Origin of the sequence: Flexistipes sp. (assembly GCF_036172515.1) — a bacterium.
Classification (GTDB): Bacteria; Chrysiogenota; Deferribacteres; order Deferribacterales; family Flexistipitaceae; genus Flexistipes.
The window spans coordinates 129,854-144,285 of the sequence record NZ_JAXKVW010000004.1; the positions used below are offsets into that span (position 1 = coordinate 129,854).

Below are 14,432 nucleotides of genomic sequence, written 5' to 3' on the forward strand. Positions count from 1 at the left end.
CGCATGAAGGACACTTTATCATAAAAATCCTCACTTATCAGTATTTTTCCCTCACCTATAGCACAATTCAGAATAGGAAAATTTTGAAAAAATGGATGTGGTATCTCAAACAATGATTTTCGAGAAAGTTTGAGAAACCACAATCACTACTCTTTTTTAGCCCTACTGTATATATGCAACAAATTCATCGGATAAGGAGAGTTTTATGGATGCTGCGATAATTCATAAGCAGGTAGATGATTATATATATAAAGGCACAACCTTCTTAAAAAGCAATCAATACGTAATCGCAGAGAGAGTGGAAAGTCAAGGCAGTGACATACAGAACCCTTTTGCTTTGATGAAAGCAGAGGTGACTCCTCAAAAAAGGGGAACAGAGAAAGCTAAGAAACATGGTACAGATAAAGATTTGTCTAAAAACGAAGCTGTGAAAGCGGATAATAAAACTTTGGCTGATGAACAGAAAAATTTACTGGCAACCGTCTATTTCGCTTTCGATGAGTATAACATATCTCCTGAAGGTTATGAAAAGCTCAAAGGAATTGTTCTAAAGTATAAGGATAAAAATAAACCGACCTTAAAAATAACCGGATATACGGACTGTGTAGGTTCGAAAGAATACAACAACATGCTTGCACTTAAAAGAGCGATGACAGTTGCCGGTTATTTCAAGACTAAAGGCTTTGACACAACCGTTGAAGGCAAGGGGGACTGTTGTTTCAAGCGGACAGAGGGACTTTCAAGACGTGCTGAAGTTGAAATATTAACAAAAAAAGCAGTGGAAGACGCAGTGCGTGAGGTAAAGAGTGAGTGAACTATTCATAGCGTTGGCGGGAGCAATAACCTTTTGTGGGTTATTGATAGTTATTAAATTTCCGGAGTGGAAAAAACATAGAGGAGGTTTTAGAAATGAGAATTAAGAAATTTAAGATGCAGTACCTTAGTACCATGCACAATCCTGAAATTTTGAAATTAGGATTGTTTGTATGTGTAGCAGTAATTGCAGTTTCCACAAACGCAATGGCAGCCGATCCCTTCGAACAGACTTACAATACTCTTGGAGATTGGATCTCCGGTAATCTCGGTCTTTTGATGGCACTGGTAACTTTTATTATTGCTGCAGGTATTTCCATTGCAACAAAAAGTTTGTCTGCACTCGGCTGGGGAATCGTACTTGCTTTTGTAATCGGTGGTCTTGGCGGTATAGCAACAAGTTTCTTTGATCTTGGACAAGCAGCTTTTGGAACAAGCTAAAATGACAGAGGGGTTGCTCCCGCCCCTCTGTCATTTAGCATCGGTTAGAAGCCGATTAGCAGTTTTCCGCTCCGCATTTGTCAAGGAGGCAGTTATGCAAGACAATAGAAATTACCAAATACCTAAAGATTTAGATCAATTACCGGTCGTTCTTTTTTGGGAAATTGATGAATTTGGCATCTTAGTTGCAAGCATGTTCATCGGATTGATTATAAGGCATGCAATTATAACGGTAGGTTTAGCTTTTATTTTAGTCATGTACTACCGCCGTCTTAAAAAAACAAAACACAAAGGCTTTATTATGCACTTTTTATATAAGATAGGCGTAATGACGCCAAACAATATTCCACCATACCATGTAAGAGAATTCACTGATTAGGGGGAATTAATGGCATTTGTAGAAAAATGGAAAAACGTAGAAAATAAAGCCAAAAAGTATTCACATTTCACTATAATATTGGCGGTATTAAATGTGTTTTTGATGATTTTGACTGCCTATTCTTTCACTCACCAAAAAGTAGTTATCCAGCTTCCGCCTACGAGACTTACCGAGTCCATAGTTTATTCATCGAACGAGGTTAGCAGAAGTCTTTTTGAGATGTGGGGCAAGTATATAGTAGCGACAGTCGGGAATTACTCGTCTGAGAATATAGATGATAATACATACATCCTTCTTAGCATGACACACCCGGAGAATATAAAAGATATCAAGCCCGAATTAGTGGAACTTGAAAAGCATGTGAAAGAAAACAGGGTTAGGCAGGCTTTTTATCCTGAATGGGAAGATATGAAACTTCAGATTAAAGGAAATTATGCTCAAATGATTATTCCTGGCGAAGCTTTCAGAGAAGTGGGGACAAACATAAATGAATATGACGTTAAGTACACCATAAGAATGGCTGTTATAAACGGCCATATGTATCTGACATATTTAAGCAAGGAGGTTGATAAAAGATGAAGCGTATAATGTTACCGGTTTTTCTGCTTTTTTTATTTTGTTTGACAGTAACAACAAATCTTAAAGCTGAAGTAGTCAAAGATATTAGAGAGCTTTTCGGGGAGAACCGATTCATTGAGGTATCTTTGCAGGAAATAAATCATATTAAACTGCCCTATCAAATCAAAGAGGTAAAAACGTCTAAAAAAATGACTCTCAATATTGAGAACAAAAGCCTATTTGTAAGACTTAACAAAAATGAGCCGGCAGAGCTTTTTATTATACTAAATGATGAAGAACACAGCGTAATTAATATAATCCTCATTCCTCAGAGTATTCCAGCTCAAACAGTAGAAATAATTGATCCTACAAAAAAGAATGAAAAGATTAGAAGAGCTGAGAAATCGCTTCCGTATGAAGTTGTCATCCGAAATATGATTATATCTGCTAAAAACAGCGGGAATATTGACGGTTACTTTAAGAAAGATTTTTCAGATGAGAATATTTATTTCAGTACAGATCAGCTTTATCTGCAAAAATTGAAAGAACTTAAAGGTTACAGATACAAGCTTGAGATATGGCAAGTGACAAACATCTCCGGGGATTCTCTATATTTAAAAGAACGTGATTTTTACACACAAGGGATGAGAGCAATCTCTTTAGATAAACATGAATTGTCCGATAACGGGACTACTAAAGCTTACATAGTATATCCAGTTACGGTGGAGGGCTAAGATGCTGGATAAGCTGAAAAACGTATTTAACAAAGACGGAATACAGACAGATGACGATATTATCAAAAAGAAACGTTTTATGGCATTTGGTGTACTGCTTTTATTTATAATCGGCATACTTGTCTTTTCATACTGGTCTTTTGTGCAGAAACAGCAAAAGCTACATGCAGGTAAAAAGATTGAAAGAGAAGGCTTACTCAGCAAATCAGAAAAACAAGTTGACTGGAAGTCAAGGATAGAGGCTGATTTTAGCGAGCTCAAACAACAGAATAAAGAGCTACGCACCCAGATAAACTCACTTGTTCAACAGCTCAAAAAAGAAAAGAAAGAGAACGAAATCACAAAGCAGGAAATTACGGAAATGCTTAAACAGAAAATAAATCAGGAGAAACAAATTATAGAGAAAACAACAACAGAAAAGACAACAACAGAGGAAAACAAAGATGCTGAAAATAAATTATCAAAAGATAATAAAAGTACAGAGGAAGAAGCTAAAACTGTAAATATGGATATTCTTCCTCCGCCACCTAAACCCTATGAAAACAATAAAGAACAGGAAGGATACAAGCAATATTATAACAAGAACAGTAATTACATGAAACAACCTGTTACAAATCCAGAAAGTACAACAGGAGAAGAAGAAAAAAGCATATATGTCTATGAAGCAGACAAAGCTTCTCTAACAAAAGATAATGCCTCGCAGGAGAGTTTCTATATACCGAGCGGCTCTTTCGTTAGAGGAGTGCTTCTAACAGGTGTGGATGCACCTACAATGCAGGTAGGCGAGCAACAGCCTCAGCCTGTTTTGATAAATCTTAACGAAAACACAATTTTGCCTAACCGTTACAGGTCCAACATGATTGATTGTATAGGCATTGGCTCAGCAAGAGGCGACTTATCAAGCGAGCGTGCATATATACGCATGGTAAAACTTTCCTGCATTGAGGAAGGTTATGAGAAAAAGGTTGTAGATACAAATATTCAGGGCTGGATCATGGGTGAAGACGGCAAGGTAGGACTAAGAGGCAGGCTTGTATCAAAGCAGGGCACTATCCTTGCAAAAGCTCTTGTCGCAGGTTTTGCAGAAGGTGTTGCTAATGCTTTCACTCAAGCGGCGAGTGATATATCGGTAACTCCTGAAGGCTCTACAAAATCTATTGATCCAGATAAAGCCTTCCAAGCGGCAGGTCTTGAAGGAGTGGGTAATGCCATGAGCAAATTGGCAGAGTTTTATATGAAAATGGCTGAATCCATGTTTCCTGTAATAGAAGTGGGAGCAGGAAGAAATGTCACTATGGTACTAAAAGACGGAAAAGAATTTGTATTAATGAATAAAGATATAGAAAAAACACCACTGAAAAATTGAAAGGAGCCCAACAGCAAAGGAGGTATTTTAATGAAAATTTGTTTTAGTTCCCAATTCCGGAATATAAAGGTTTTTATCATATTGCTGATCTCAGCTTTAACATTCAGTGGCTGTGCTAAGGCACTTAATCCCGCTGGGGCATCAGAGTTCAGTTGCCCGAATCCTGATAACGGAGTTTGTGCGAGTGTGCAGGATGTATACAGCAACAGACAGGATATACAAGGTTTTAAAGAGGATCGTGCATATAAGAACATGCCTGATAAGGAAGAATATATAGAAAAGCAGTGCGGAGTAGAGAAATTTCTTGAGGATAAAACTGCATATAGAATGTGCAAAAGAGATGCGGAAAAAAGATATGAAAAATTGGTTAAACAATCACATAACAACAACATGAAAGAAGTGCAATCACCATTGAAGGGCGGAGAATTCTTAAAAGGTGTTGTTAAAGCTAAAGAAGGTATTCCGATCAGACAGCCGGAAAAGGTTACAAGAATATGGATTGCTCCGTATGAAAACGATATGGGTGATCTTGTATTTTCTCACTTCATATATGTTGTTGAAGATCGTTCGGACTGGATTTTTACAACCGAAGATGATGCAAGAAGTATAAGGAATAATGCAAATCCTGTAAGCATTCTAAACGGAGGCAATTAAATATGGGACTTGCTGTTAAGAACATTGAAGCAATTATGCAGAGGGGCAGGATTGCCGACTATCTTACCCCCTATGGATACGAGGATGGAATATATATTCTGAGAAGTGGCTGGGGGATACTGTTTGAGTGCAACCCTATACCTTATGCCGGAACAAGTGCATCAAACGCTCTGGAGTCCCTTTTTACAGCCCCCAGACACAGCGATGATTGGTATATATCTCTGATGTTATATGCATCTCCCAACATAAATAGACAGGTTGATGAGTATTACGATAGGAAAGCTAATAACAAAACAAACATAGACGATGAGGCAATAAGAGAGCTGTTTGCCCAGAGAAAAGATTTTTACCTAAAGCATACAGAAAAAAGTTTTTTTGACTCTTTCGACTTAAGAGTTCGGGATTTCAGACTTTATTTTTCGGTGATAATCCCTTTTAAATCCTTATCAGGCAATACTGATGTAGACAATGAAATTATGAGTGCCAAGAAAGCGTTGAGCAGTTATAAAGGAACGTTAGAGTCCAATGGTTTCGGACCTGTAGCCTGCCCGCCGGAAAGGTTTATTGAGACTATGCGAGAAATACTCAATATCGATGTTCCAGAGAATATAACCTATAATCCTTCTAAGGAGTTGAGGGAACACGTTGTTTATCCAAGTACAAAAATAAAAGTACAGGATAACGGAGACATATCTATCAATGACAAACCTCACCGGGTATACTCCGTAAAAGATTTCCCTGCAGAAATGAATCTATTTGAATTCGGGGAGTTATTCGGCTCATTTACCGACAATATGAAACAGATACCAACACCTTTTGCTGTGACTCTGAACTTAAGACTTCCGAACTCTATGAAAGCTAAAGAGCGTTTTCAAGTAAAATCTCATTGGACTACACAACAAGCAGATGGTAATCCGGTTGCTAAATATATGCCTACCCTTTGGAAAAGGTATCAGAATTTTCAGACGGGAATGGAGCTGTATGAAGAAGGCAAAGTACAGACACCTATGCAGTTAAGCCTTTGGGTACAGGGTGATGATGATGATCATATTGAATATTTGGGGCAGTTTATAAGGACATTATGGTTGCAAAAAAATTTTACAATAATCCCTGAAAACCCGGAGACGGCCTTTCCTGTTTTTTTATCAACACTACCTCTGCAGTATGACGGATATTACGAAAAATTCTTAAAGAGAGCTGAACCCTTATTTTCTAATAATGCCGCTAATATGGCTCCTGTATCATCTGACTGGAAGGGTGGGAAGAATCCTTATCTGACATTTGTTTCGAGAAGAGGGCAGTTAATGAATTTTGACCCTTATGATACAGACGGTAACTATAACATATCAGTAGTTGCTGAGTCCGGTAAGGGTAAATCATTTATGACAAATGAAATGGTTTGTTCCTGTCTGGCAGAAGGCGGGAAAGTTTTTATTGTTGATGTGGGTAGAAGCTATGAAAAATTGGCTGAGCAGATAGGTGGCGAGTTTATAGAGTTTGATCCTGAACTTGATATAGTTATCAATCCTTTTACTAAAGCAAAAATAGGTACGGATGGCAACATAGCAAGCGATGAATTTGAGTTGCTTGTGCCCCTTGTCGGCTCAATGCTCGGTATGAGTTTGTACGCATCTCAGGATGAAAAAGATGAGACGAAAAAACTGATTGCTGCCCATATTGAACAGGCTATAAGACAAGCATTCAGAGAAAAGCAAAATGAAACCTGTTGGGACGATGTTATACAGATACTCGCTAACAAAGATGATAAAAAAGCAAGAGATATTGCAACAGCATTGTTTCCTTTCTCCAAACAGGGCAGATATTCCAAATGGGTAAACGGCAAGGATACATTTGAGTATGACAAAGATTTTGTTGTGCTTGAGCTGGATACTCTTGAACAGAAAGAGGATTTAAAGGGTATCTTTCTTATGATGATGATTTTTAGAATATCTCAGGATATTTTTATGTCATACGATCGCAAAAAGATGATGGTAATAGAGGAAGCATGGGATTTGATGAGAAATTCTCTGTCAGCCGCTTTCATAGAAAAATCTTTCAGGCGTTTCAGAAAGCATATGGCATCCGCTGTTGTAGTAACTCAGTCTATAATGGATTTTTTTATGAACGATACCACCAGAGCGATTTTTACTAACTCAGAATGGAAAATGATGCTTGGGCAGAAAAATGAAATAATAGAGCAGGCGAAGTCAGAGAAAAAGCTTTCTTTACATGATTACTTTTTCGAGCTTCTAAAGAGTGTGGACACAGTAAAAGGAAAATATTCAGAAGTTATGATCTCCGGTGCCGGCGGACTTGGCATCGGTAGGCTTATTACGGATAGATATTCATATTATCTCTATACAACTGATGCTGAAGATAAGAAAAAGATCAAAAATGTACAAAATCAGCTCGGATGCAGTGTGAGAGATGCAATAAATCATATTATACGAGCTGAAAGAGAAGCTTAAATTGACCAAACTGGCTGAGAAACCACAAAATCCTATCAATTAATAGGGCATATTAGTTCCATTAACACCAACCTGAAAGGGCTGGTAAAACGGAACACATTAATACTATTACGGAGGCAGAATATGGTTTTAGCTGTTGATGTAGGTTATGGCAGAACAAAAATAGCTACAGATACAAAAAGAGATTATTTCAATTCTTACCTTGTCAGATACAGACGCAACAATCTTGATTTCATGAAAAAGTCTGACCGAATAGAAGTTGACGGACAGAAATATTACGTTGGTGATAAAGCTTTAAGTGAAGGAACTCCGATATCTTTAATAGGTGATAGTTTTCATGGAAGCAGTAAATGGAAGGCTTTACTTGGATACGCTTTATATAAACTTAGGGATGAGTTGAACGAAAATATCGACACAATGGTGCTCGGTCTACCCTTATCTCAATATAACGAGGAAAGAAAAGCCCAGTTAAAAAGTATAAGCGATTTTAAATTTAGCGTAAATGGTGAGGAGTTTCTTTACAGTACAGACAAAGTAATTGTTCTGCCACAGGGTGCAGGAGCAATACTGGAGTATATGAAAAAAGAAGAGGGCACAGCTATTGTTGATATAGGTTACTATACCCTTGATTTGGCATATTTTCGGGAAGGTGGATTTAATGTCGGTCAGTCACTTTCAAAAAATTACGGTATACAGAAATTATATGTAGACTTAGCTAACGAAATAAATAGAAGATTCAATATTAGCCCTGATATAAAAAGAATAGAAAGCATAGTAGGGACGAATAAGTTGCTGTATGAGGGCAAGGAATATGATCTTAGCGAAATGATAAGCGAGTTTAAGATAGCTTATTGCCAGGATTTAGTAGGTATCTTAAACGAAAACTGGGCAGAGGTTTTAAAAGAAGTAAACAGAGTTGTATTTATTGGCGGCGGCACAGAAGTTATCAAAGAGATAATCCCCGATCAAGCAAACTTTTATATCCCTGAAAATCCCTCTATGGCTAATGTTCTTGGTTTTTACAAGTACGGAGAAAAGTTTGGTCGGAAGGCGGCAGGAGAGGTGGAGAATGAGCAAAAGTAAAGGACGCAGGCAATTTACTTTCACTCTCTATGAAAATAATAAAAAAGATAGCGTTGTAATAAAGTTGCTTGAAAAAATTCCTCAGTCTGCAAGAGGGAAAGTAGTTCGGGGCATTGTTTTAGATGCTTTTGCAGACCTGTCTTACGGACGGGAGCAAGAGGAATTGGCTGTGTTAGAAGCTAAAGAAATCAGTAAATCAGATGAGGGTGCATCTAATAAATCAAAAAAGCACGTCCCACAAAAAACTACTCTGCAAGAATCAGAGGAATCTGAAAAAGTTAATAAATCTAATGACAACAATGATTGGGCAGAGGGAACGGACGACATAAATCCATTTAATGGTTTAAATGTTTAAAAAATATAGGAGGTGCAGTAATGGCTGCAAAGTATATTGATAATTTGGCAAGTTTATCAGGAGTTGCCAAAGCGGATGTGAAAAAGGTATTTGAGGCTTTGGCTCAGGACACACACTCATTGAATGTTTTAGCAGAAAATATTAAAGGTTATATTATTTTTCCAAACAATCCTCCGGTAAAAAAGATGATAAGTGAAGCTAAAAGAACAGATTCACTTTTAAATTCAATAGTACGTTTACGTTTACGTGGAAAGCTTGACGCAAAAATTTTTAACAACTCAATAGACAAGTACGCTGAACTTGTAACAAAAGTTACTGAGTATAATAATGAGCTTAAGCAAGAACTATACGGCTCTGGCGGTAACAAAAAAGAGAATCCCGCTTCAAAAGAAAAGAAAAGTAAGACTAACAAAAAAGTCTCAGAATCGAAAACTAAAAAAGGAGCAGTTGTCGGAGATCCCTTGAGTACTTGATTTAAGGCTTGATAAAGCAGTACAGAGGATGTTATAGAGAAGATATTATATCTTGGAGGTAGTCATGACAAAAACAGATCTAGTGGCAAAAATGGCTGAAAAAAGCGGACTTAGCAAAACCGCCACAGAGAAAGCGTTAAATGCATTTCAGGAAACGGTTGTTGATGCTGTAAAAAAAGATGACAAGGTAACTTTAGTTGGTTTTGGAAGTTTTGAGCAAGCTCAGAGAAATGCCAGAGAAGGGCGTAACCCTCAAACTGGTGAAAAAATTAAAATTCCAGCTACTAAAGTTCCAAAGTTTTCAGCAGGGAAAGTTTTTAAAGAAGCTGTAAAATAAATCATCAATGCAGAAGGGCTGTTATTATAAGTAAAAGACAGCCCTTTTAATTCATAATTTCCTTAACTTTTTTAATTATCATCTTGTTTAATCATTCCAAATAATTTGTATAATATTCTAAACACTGAGTAAAATATGCACAATAATTATATCTAGACAGTTAGTTATCACAAGAAAGATTTAATCATAACAAACAAATAGCAGGTTTTTGATTGTTGGCATGTTTTTTGGTAATCAAGCATTAAACTATAAAAAAGGATTGAATTATGAAAAAATTTAAAAAAATCTTTTCCGGAGTATTGTTAGTATTCTTTTTAATTTCGTTACTATACAGCTATACTCATGCTAAAGAAAATACAAAGAATATAACAGGTAGTTTGAATTCTATAGTAAACGAAATCGACGGTATTTCAATTGTTGCTAAACCTGTTAATCTCTCTTCTTCGGAGATAGTTTTTGAAATAGCTATAAACACGCATTCCGGATCATTGGATTTTGATATGAGTCAAATATCGGAGCTTGTCATAAATAACAAAAAAGTTATGAAGCCTATTAAATGGAATGGATCTGCTCCTGGTGGTCATCATAGGTATGGCAAAATTATTTTTCCCGGTTATGATAAGGCAATTAATAAGCTAAAACTCACTATAAAAACTAATGATAGCTTAAGAATTTTTGAATGGAGTCTTTAATGGCTTCATTCAAAGGTGCCAAAAAGATACCTTTACCTTTACGGGCAGGTCTTACAGCTTCTTTAATACTTCTGTTTTTGTTTTTTACTTTATTGGCTTTATTGAATTCATTGGATGCTGCATTAGAAAGATTTGCGTTCAGATGGTATTTTTATTTGCCTATAGCAGCAGGTTTTGGCTTGCAGGTAGGGTTATTTACTCTTATGAGAAAGAGCCTGAAAGAAAATAAAGCTCCAACTTCGACTTTAGTAGCAACTGGCGGTGTTTCTTCCGGCACAATGGCTTTGTGCTGTACCCATTATATTGCTAACCTGATACCCTTCATGGCAGTTTCAGGTATTTCTATATTTTTTACAAAGTATGAAGTACCATTTTTGATTATGGGGATTTTTTCAAATGTGATAGGGATCAGTTTTATTCTTTTCTATATTCAGAAATACAATGTTCTGATAAAAAATAGATTAATGGGGCAGGTTATGAGACTGAATATGCTTAAAGTCAGAAGAACGGTGGTATCCTTATCTGCTTTTATTATTTTAGCGTTTTTTCTTTATTATTCGATGATTTTTTGATCACAGTATTTCTTTTAACTTGTTTCCTATTGAATTAATGTTAAAAGGTTTTTGAAGAAAAAATATGTTATCTGACTTGGTTACTTCTTCTGTTATGTGACTTTCCGGGTAGCCGGAAATAAATAAAGTTTTTATTTCAGGATATAACTTTTGCATTTGATGAAAAAGCTCTTTACCATTCATTTCAGGCATTACAACGTCAGTAATTAATAAATCTATATGTTTGTCCTTTTCTTTATATTCATCAGCTATCTTCATAGCTTCATTAGCAGAAAGCCTGGAAATTACATTATAGTTTAATTTTTGGAGCATTTTATTACTTGCAGCAAGGAGAGAAGGCTCGTCTTCAACTAATAATATTGTTTCGCCATTGCCCTTTAAAATATTTGTTCTTTCTTCATCACCGGCAGTTTTTTCTCCTTTATATTTTGGCAAATAAACTTTAAAAGTTGTACCAACATCTATTTTGCTCTGGACATCTATAAATCCGCCGTTTTGTTTAACAATACCGTATAGTGTAGCCAAACCTATTCCGGTTCCGTGGCCTTCTTTTTTCGTTGTAAAAAACGGTTCAAAAATCTTTTCCTGTATTTCTTTGCTTATGCCCATACCGTTATCTCTGACGGAAAGGACTGCATATTCACCCGGATAACAATCTCCAGCAGAAACATAATACTGTTTATCTAATGTCACATTTGAGGTTTTAATATATATTTCCCCTTTGTCTTTTATTGCATCCCGTGCATTTACGCAAAGATTAGTTAATATTTGACTCACTTGGGAGGGATCTATTTTTACGGGCCATAAATTGCTGCTTAACTCACAGTTTAGCTCAATATTTTTACCCACAACTTTGCTTAGCATTTTTTTCATGTCTTTAACTGATTCGTTAAGATTTAATATTCTTGGCGATATCGGTTTTTCTCTGGCAAAATTTAATAGCTGATCAGTTATTTCTGCGGATTTGTGTGCTGCTTTGCCAATTTCCTCAAAGTACTCGTGAAATTGATCTGCTCGATTAGATTTTAATAAACCCATTTCCGAATAACTGAGAATAACACTCAGCATATTATTAAAGTCGTGCGCAATCCCTCCGGCCATCCTGCCTATTGCCTCAAGTTTACTGCTTTGGTTAAGTTTGGCATTAAGAATTTCTTTTTCTTTTTCAGCTTTCTTTCGTTCAGTTATATCTTTTGCAAAACATCCGTGGTAATATTCACCTGCATAATTTATTTTCCTGATTGATATCTCAACAGGTATGATAGTGCCGTCTTTTTTCTGATGCCTGCTTTCAATTGAAACACTTTTATTTATGCGTATATTGTCCCATAAATCCTTTCGTTTTTCTTCACTAATATCCACATCAATATCAAATACTGACATTTGAGATAACTCATCAATATGATACCCCAGTATTTGAGCAGCTGTGTTATTAACAAAGGCAAATTTTCCATTTTGACGAACCCAGTATACTGCTTCTGGAGCATTATCAACAAAGTCTTTTATCGTATGAAGTTCATCAAAGTAACTTTTGGATTCAGTGATATCGGTAATATAGCCTTCAAGAATATCAATTCCGTTTTCATTTTTGCCAACTTTTACTCCTTGTTCCCACACCCATTTTGTTTTACCATTTTTGGTAATTATCCTATAAGTGCTCATAAAACTTTCATTGTTTTCAATAGACTTTTGAACATTTTCCCATTCCTTTTCACGATCAGCAGGATGGATTACAGCACTATAAGGTATATCTTTATTAAATATCAATTCTTCAACATGATATCCTGTTAAATCCAGACACCCTTCACTTACAAACAGCATAGTCCAGTCGGGATCATTCAGACATTGATAAACCATCCCGGGCAGATTAGACATCAGTGTTTCTAATCTCCGTTGCTTTTCAGTAATTTCTTTTTCGGCGTTGACTCTGTCAGTTACATCGAGAATTGTGCCTACAAGTCCTGAAACTTTACCGGTTTCATCAAAAAAAGTTGCTTTGTTAAAAACTACTTCATGGATATTGCCTTGATTGTCCTTGACCTGAGTTTCATAGATTTGTACACCGGGATTGCCATAAAGTTCTTTATCTTTTTTAAAATAAACGTCTGCATATTCTTTATCGATTATATCGTAAACACCTTTGCCTATAAGATTTTCTCTGCTTGCTCCGAAAAAATCCTCAAAAGCTTTGTTCATACCCAGATATTTACCGTCTGTACCTTTGTAGAATATAGGCACGGGAATGGAATCCAGCAGATTTTGATAGCTAAGCTTTTGGCTGTTATTCATAAATATTATTATATCAGTTTAACAAGTTGATATGCAACATTTTTTAAAAGATTTTAGATATATACTTGAAATATTACATTTATTTTTGTATAATTTTATTAGTTGTTTGAAAACAAAATATCAAGTAAACCCCGGTGTGGATTGCTATAACCGTGGCGGGTTATAGTGAACCAGTGGCAGGGGGAATTACGCCCAATGATTTCATTATGGAGTTGCGGGAATTAAAGCCTATATATCAGGAATCCATAATGAAATAAAATGAGTACCGCATCCCTTCTTTTCATCTCAAATATTAAATCTCCTTTATTTAGGAGCTGTTCTGAGGATATTATCCAGAGGAGCAGAAAAATATAATAAATCAATTACAAACCAAAGATTAATATCTATAAAATCACAAATCCTTTCTATGCAAGTGTCTTGCAAAAAAATCAAAAAATAAGTGAAGAAAAAGAAAATCTAAAAGCAAAACAACAGGAGAAGTATATCCTGCCAAATCTGCTATATCAAACGACAGTTAGCATCGGCTGAAAGCCGAAAGTTTGTGTATACAATACAAGTGCGTTAGGATTGCAGGATATTTGTATGCAAAGGGTTTTGCCCATTTGGGCACATTGCACTTACTTGACTTGTGTTTAATCAGGTCATGTTAGTAGGTGTAATGAAAGACACCGGAGGAAACTTGCTATATACGATGTCGGACTTACTTCTAAAGAGAGGTAGGTTTACAGGCAATATTTGTATGGCAGGTTAAACCAAAGGTGTCGAAAAGAAGGGAACTCGTCAAAATTAAAAAACAACAAGCCCAATGGGGGCAGTTATTATTGTCCCCTTGGGGCTATAACTGTCTCTGTTGGGTAAAATAAAAAACCTAACAAAGAAGGAGGCAGTTATGTTCAAAACAATTTCCAAAAAAGGGAAAAAAGAAAAACAGGAAAAAGAGTATCTTGAAGCTCTTTCCGAATTTAGGTCAAATTTTCCGGTCTCAGAAGGCTGGGAAATTAACACATTTAAGGCAAAGGACGGGTATATTACTACCAAAGTCCAGAAAAAGGGGAACGTGTATTCCCAAGCTTCAGTTGAGCGAGAAGATGAAACGCATACTGAGGCAGAAAGAAGGTCAATTGTAGAGGCTCTTATACGTTTCGGGATTATACCTGAAAAAGAGGCCGCATAAAAAAACTAAAAAAACCCCGACGGGGAGACAGATTACTCCCTGTT

The 14,432-nt window shown here is 36.2% G+C and carries 16 protein-coding genes; 15 read left to right on the plus strand and 1 reads right to left on the minus strand.

The window, feature by feature from the left end:
* Window positions 1–205: 205 nt before the first annotated feature.
* From UMU13_RS04730 to UMU13_RS04795, 14 genes are all read left to right on the plus strand, one after another.
* Window positions 206–814 (plus strand): OmpA family protein, encoded by a 609-nt coding sequence (locus UMU13_RS04730; RefSeq protein ID WP_328217467.1) that lies wholly within the window; start codon window positions 206–208, stop codon window positions 812–814.
* 95 nt (window positions 815–909) lie between these two features.
* Window positions 910–1,254 (plus strand): TrbC/VirB2 family protein, encoded by a 345-nt coding sequence (locus tag UMU13_RS04735; RefSeq protein ID WP_328217469.1) that lies wholly within the window; start codon window positions 910–912, stop codon window positions 1,252–1,254.
* A 94-nt stretch (window positions 1,255–1,348) separates the two neighbouring features.
* Window positions 1,349–1,633: a type IV conjugative transfer system protein TraL gene (gene traL, locus UMU13_RS04740; RefSeq protein WP_328217470.1), complete on the plus strand. Its 285-nt coding sequence runs from the start codon at window positions 1,349–1,351 to the stop codon at window positions 1,631–1,633.
* Window positions 1,634–1,642: 9 nt separating this feature from the next.
* Entirely contained in the window at window positions 1,643–2,212 is a 570-nt protein-coding gene (locus tag UMU13_RS04745; protein WP_328217472.1) for a TraE/TraK family type IV conjugative transfer system protein, read from the plus strand.
* Window positions 2,209–2,925, plus strand: a complete 717-nt coding sequence (locus tag UMU13_RS04750; protein WP_328217473.1) for a TraK domain-containing protein — start codon at window positions 2,209–2,211, stop codon at window positions 2,923–2,925. The genes UMU13_RS04745 and UMU13_RS04750 overlap by 4 nt, the downstream gene beginning before the upstream one ends.
* A 1-nt stretch (window position 2,926) precedes the next feature.
* The gene (locus UMU13_RS04755; RefSeq protein ID WP_328217474.1) at window positions 2,927–4,291 is read left to right on the plus strand and encodes a TrbI/VirB10 family protein; all 1,365 of its coding nucleotides are present in this window, start codon (window positions 2,927–2,929) and stop codon (window positions 4,289–4,291) included.
* A gap of 30 nt (window positions 4,292–4,321) precedes the next feature.
* Window positions 4,322–4,945 carry a type IV conjugative transfer system lipoprotein TraV gene (gene traV / locus UMU13_RS04760; RefSeq protein ID WP_328217475.1) on the plus strand — a complete coding sequence of 208 codons (624 nt, stop codon included), beginning with the start codon at window positions 4,322–4,324 and terminating at the stop codon, window positions 4,943–4,945.
* A 2-nt stretch (window positions 4,946–4,947) separates the two neighbouring features.
* On the plus strand, window positions 4,948–7,413 hold the full coding sequence (gene traC / locus UMU13_RS04765; RefSeq protein WP_328217476.1) for a type IV secretion system protein TraC: 2,466 nt from the start codon (window positions 4,948–4,950) through the stop codon (window positions 7,411–7,413).
* Window positions 7,414–7,536: 123 nt separating this feature from the next.
* The gene (locus tag UMU13_RS04770; protein ID WP_328217477.1) at window positions 7,537–8,496 is read left to right on the plus strand and encodes a ParM/StbA family protein; all 960 of its coding nucleotides are present in this window, start codon (window positions 7,537–7,539) and stop codon (window positions 8,494–8,496) included.
* Window positions 8,483–8,851 (plus strand): hypothetical protein, encoded by a 369-nt coding sequence (locus UMU13_RS04775; protein WP_328217478.1) that lies wholly within the window; start codon window positions 8,483–8,485, stop codon window positions 8,849–8,851. The genes UMU13_RS04770 and UMU13_RS04775 overlap by 14 nt, the downstream gene beginning before the upstream one ends.
* A 20-nt stretch (window positions 8,852–8,871) precedes the next feature.
* Window positions 8,872–9,324: a hypothetical protein gene (locus tag UMU13_RS04780; RefSeq protein ID WP_328217479.1), complete on the plus strand. Its 453-nt coding sequence runs from the start codon at window positions 8,872–8,874 to the stop codon at window positions 9,322–9,324.
* Between the two features lie 64 nt (window positions 9,325–9,388).
* Entirely contained in the window at window positions 9,389–9,661 is a 273-nt protein-coding gene (locus UMU13_RS04785) for an HU family DNA-binding protein (RefSeq protein WP_328217481.1), read from the plus strand.
* Window positions 9,662–9,927: 266 nt separating this feature from the next.
* The gene (locus UMU13_RS04790) at window positions 9,928–10,353 is read left to right on the plus strand and encodes a hypothetical protein (RefSeq protein WP_328217482.1); all 426 of its coding nucleotides are present in this window, start codon (window positions 9,928–9,930) and stop codon (window positions 10,351–10,353) included.
* On the plus strand, window positions 10,353–10,925 hold the full coding sequence (locus UMU13_RS04795; protein ID WP_328217483.1) for a hypothetical protein: 573 nt from the start codon (window positions 10,353–10,355) through the stop codon (window positions 10,923–10,925). The genes UMU13_RS04790 and UMU13_RS04795 overlap by 1 nt, the downstream gene beginning before the upstream one ends.
* On the opposite strand, the gene UMU13_RS04800 is transcribed toward UMU13_RS04795, so the two are convergent.
* Window positions 10,926–13,214 (minus strand): PAS domain-containing hybrid sensor histidine kinase/response regulator, encoded by a 2,289-nt coding sequence (locus UMU13_RS04800; RefSeq protein ID WP_328217485.1) that lies wholly within the window; start codon window positions 13,212–13,214, stop codon window positions 10,926–10,928.
* A gap of 850 nt (window positions 13,215–14,064) precedes the next feature.
* Between UMU13_RS04800 and UMU13_RS04805 the strand changes: the two genes are divergently transcribed.
* Window positions 14,065–14,388 carry a hypothetical protein gene (locus tag UMU13_RS04805; protein WP_328217486.1) on the plus strand — a complete coding sequence of 108 codons (324 nt, stop codon included), beginning with the start codon at window positions 14,065–14,067 and terminating at the stop codon, window positions 14,386–14,388.
* The last annotated feature ends 44 nt before the right edge of the window (window positions 14,389–14,432 follow it).

What these genes read in the sequence shown, in the direction of transcription:
- UMU13_RS04730 (WP_328217467.1), top strand. Translation starts at nt 206, where the DNA reads ATGGATGCTGCGATAATTCATAAGCAGGTAGATGATTATATATATAAA.
- UMU13_RS04735 (WP_328217469.1), top strand. Translation starts at nt 910, where the DNA reads ATGAGAATTAAGAAATTTAAGATGCAGTACCTTAGTACCATGCACAAT.
- traL (WP_328217470.1), top strand. Translation starts at nt 1,349, where the DNA reads ATGCAAGACAATAGAAATTACCAAATACCTAAAGATTTAGATCAATTA.
- UMU13_RS04745 (WP_328217472.1), top strand. Translation starts at nt 1,643, where the DNA reads ATGGCATTTGTAGAAAAATGGAAAAACGTAGAAAATAAAGCCAAAAAG.
- UMU13_RS04750 (WP_328217473.1), top strand. Translation starts at nt 2,209, where the DNA reads ATGAAGCGTATAATGTTACCGGTTTTTCTGCTTTTTTTATTTTGTTTG.
- UMU13_RS04755 (WP_328217474.1), top strand. Translation starts at nt 2,927, where the DNA reads ATGCTGGATAAGCTGAAAAACGTATTTAACAAAGACGGAATACAGACA.
- traV (WP_328217475.1), top strand. Translation starts at nt 4,322, where the DNA reads ATGAAAATTTGTTTTAGTTCCCAATTCCGGAATATAAAGGTTTTTATC.
- traC (WP_328217476.1), top strand. Translation starts at nt 4,948, where the DNA reads ATGGGACTTGCTGTTAAGAACATTGAAGCAATTATGCAGAGGGGCAGG.
- UMU13_RS04770 (WP_328217477.1), top strand. Translation starts at nt 7,537, where the DNA reads ATGGTTTTAGCTGTTGATGTAGGTTATGGCAGAACAAAAATAGCTACA.
- UMU13_RS04775 (WP_328217478.1), top strand. Translation starts at nt 8,483, where the DNA reads ATGAGCAAAAGTAAAGGACGCAGGCAATTTACTTTCACTCTCTATGAA.
- UMU13_RS04780 (WP_328217479.1), top strand. Translation starts at nt 8,872, where the DNA reads ATGGCTGCAAAGTATATTGATAATTTGGCAAGTTTATCAGGAGTTGCC.
- UMU13_RS04785 (WP_328217481.1), top strand. Translation starts at nt 9,389, where the DNA reads ATGACAAAAACAGATCTAGTGGCAAAAATGGCTGAAAAAAGCGGACTT.
- UMU13_RS04790 (WP_328217482.1), top strand. Translation starts at nt 9,928, where the DNA reads ATGAAAAAATTTAAAAAAATCTTTTCCGGAGTATTGTTAGTATTCTTT.
- UMU13_RS04795 (WP_328217483.1), top strand. Translation starts at nt 10,353, where the DNA reads ATGGCTTCATTCAAAGGTGCCAAAAAGATACCTTTACCTTTACGGGCA.
- UMU13_RS04800 (WP_328217485.1), bottom strand. Translation starts at nt 13,214, where the DNA reads ATGAATAACAGCCAAAAGCTTAGCTATCAAAATCTGCTGGATTCCATT.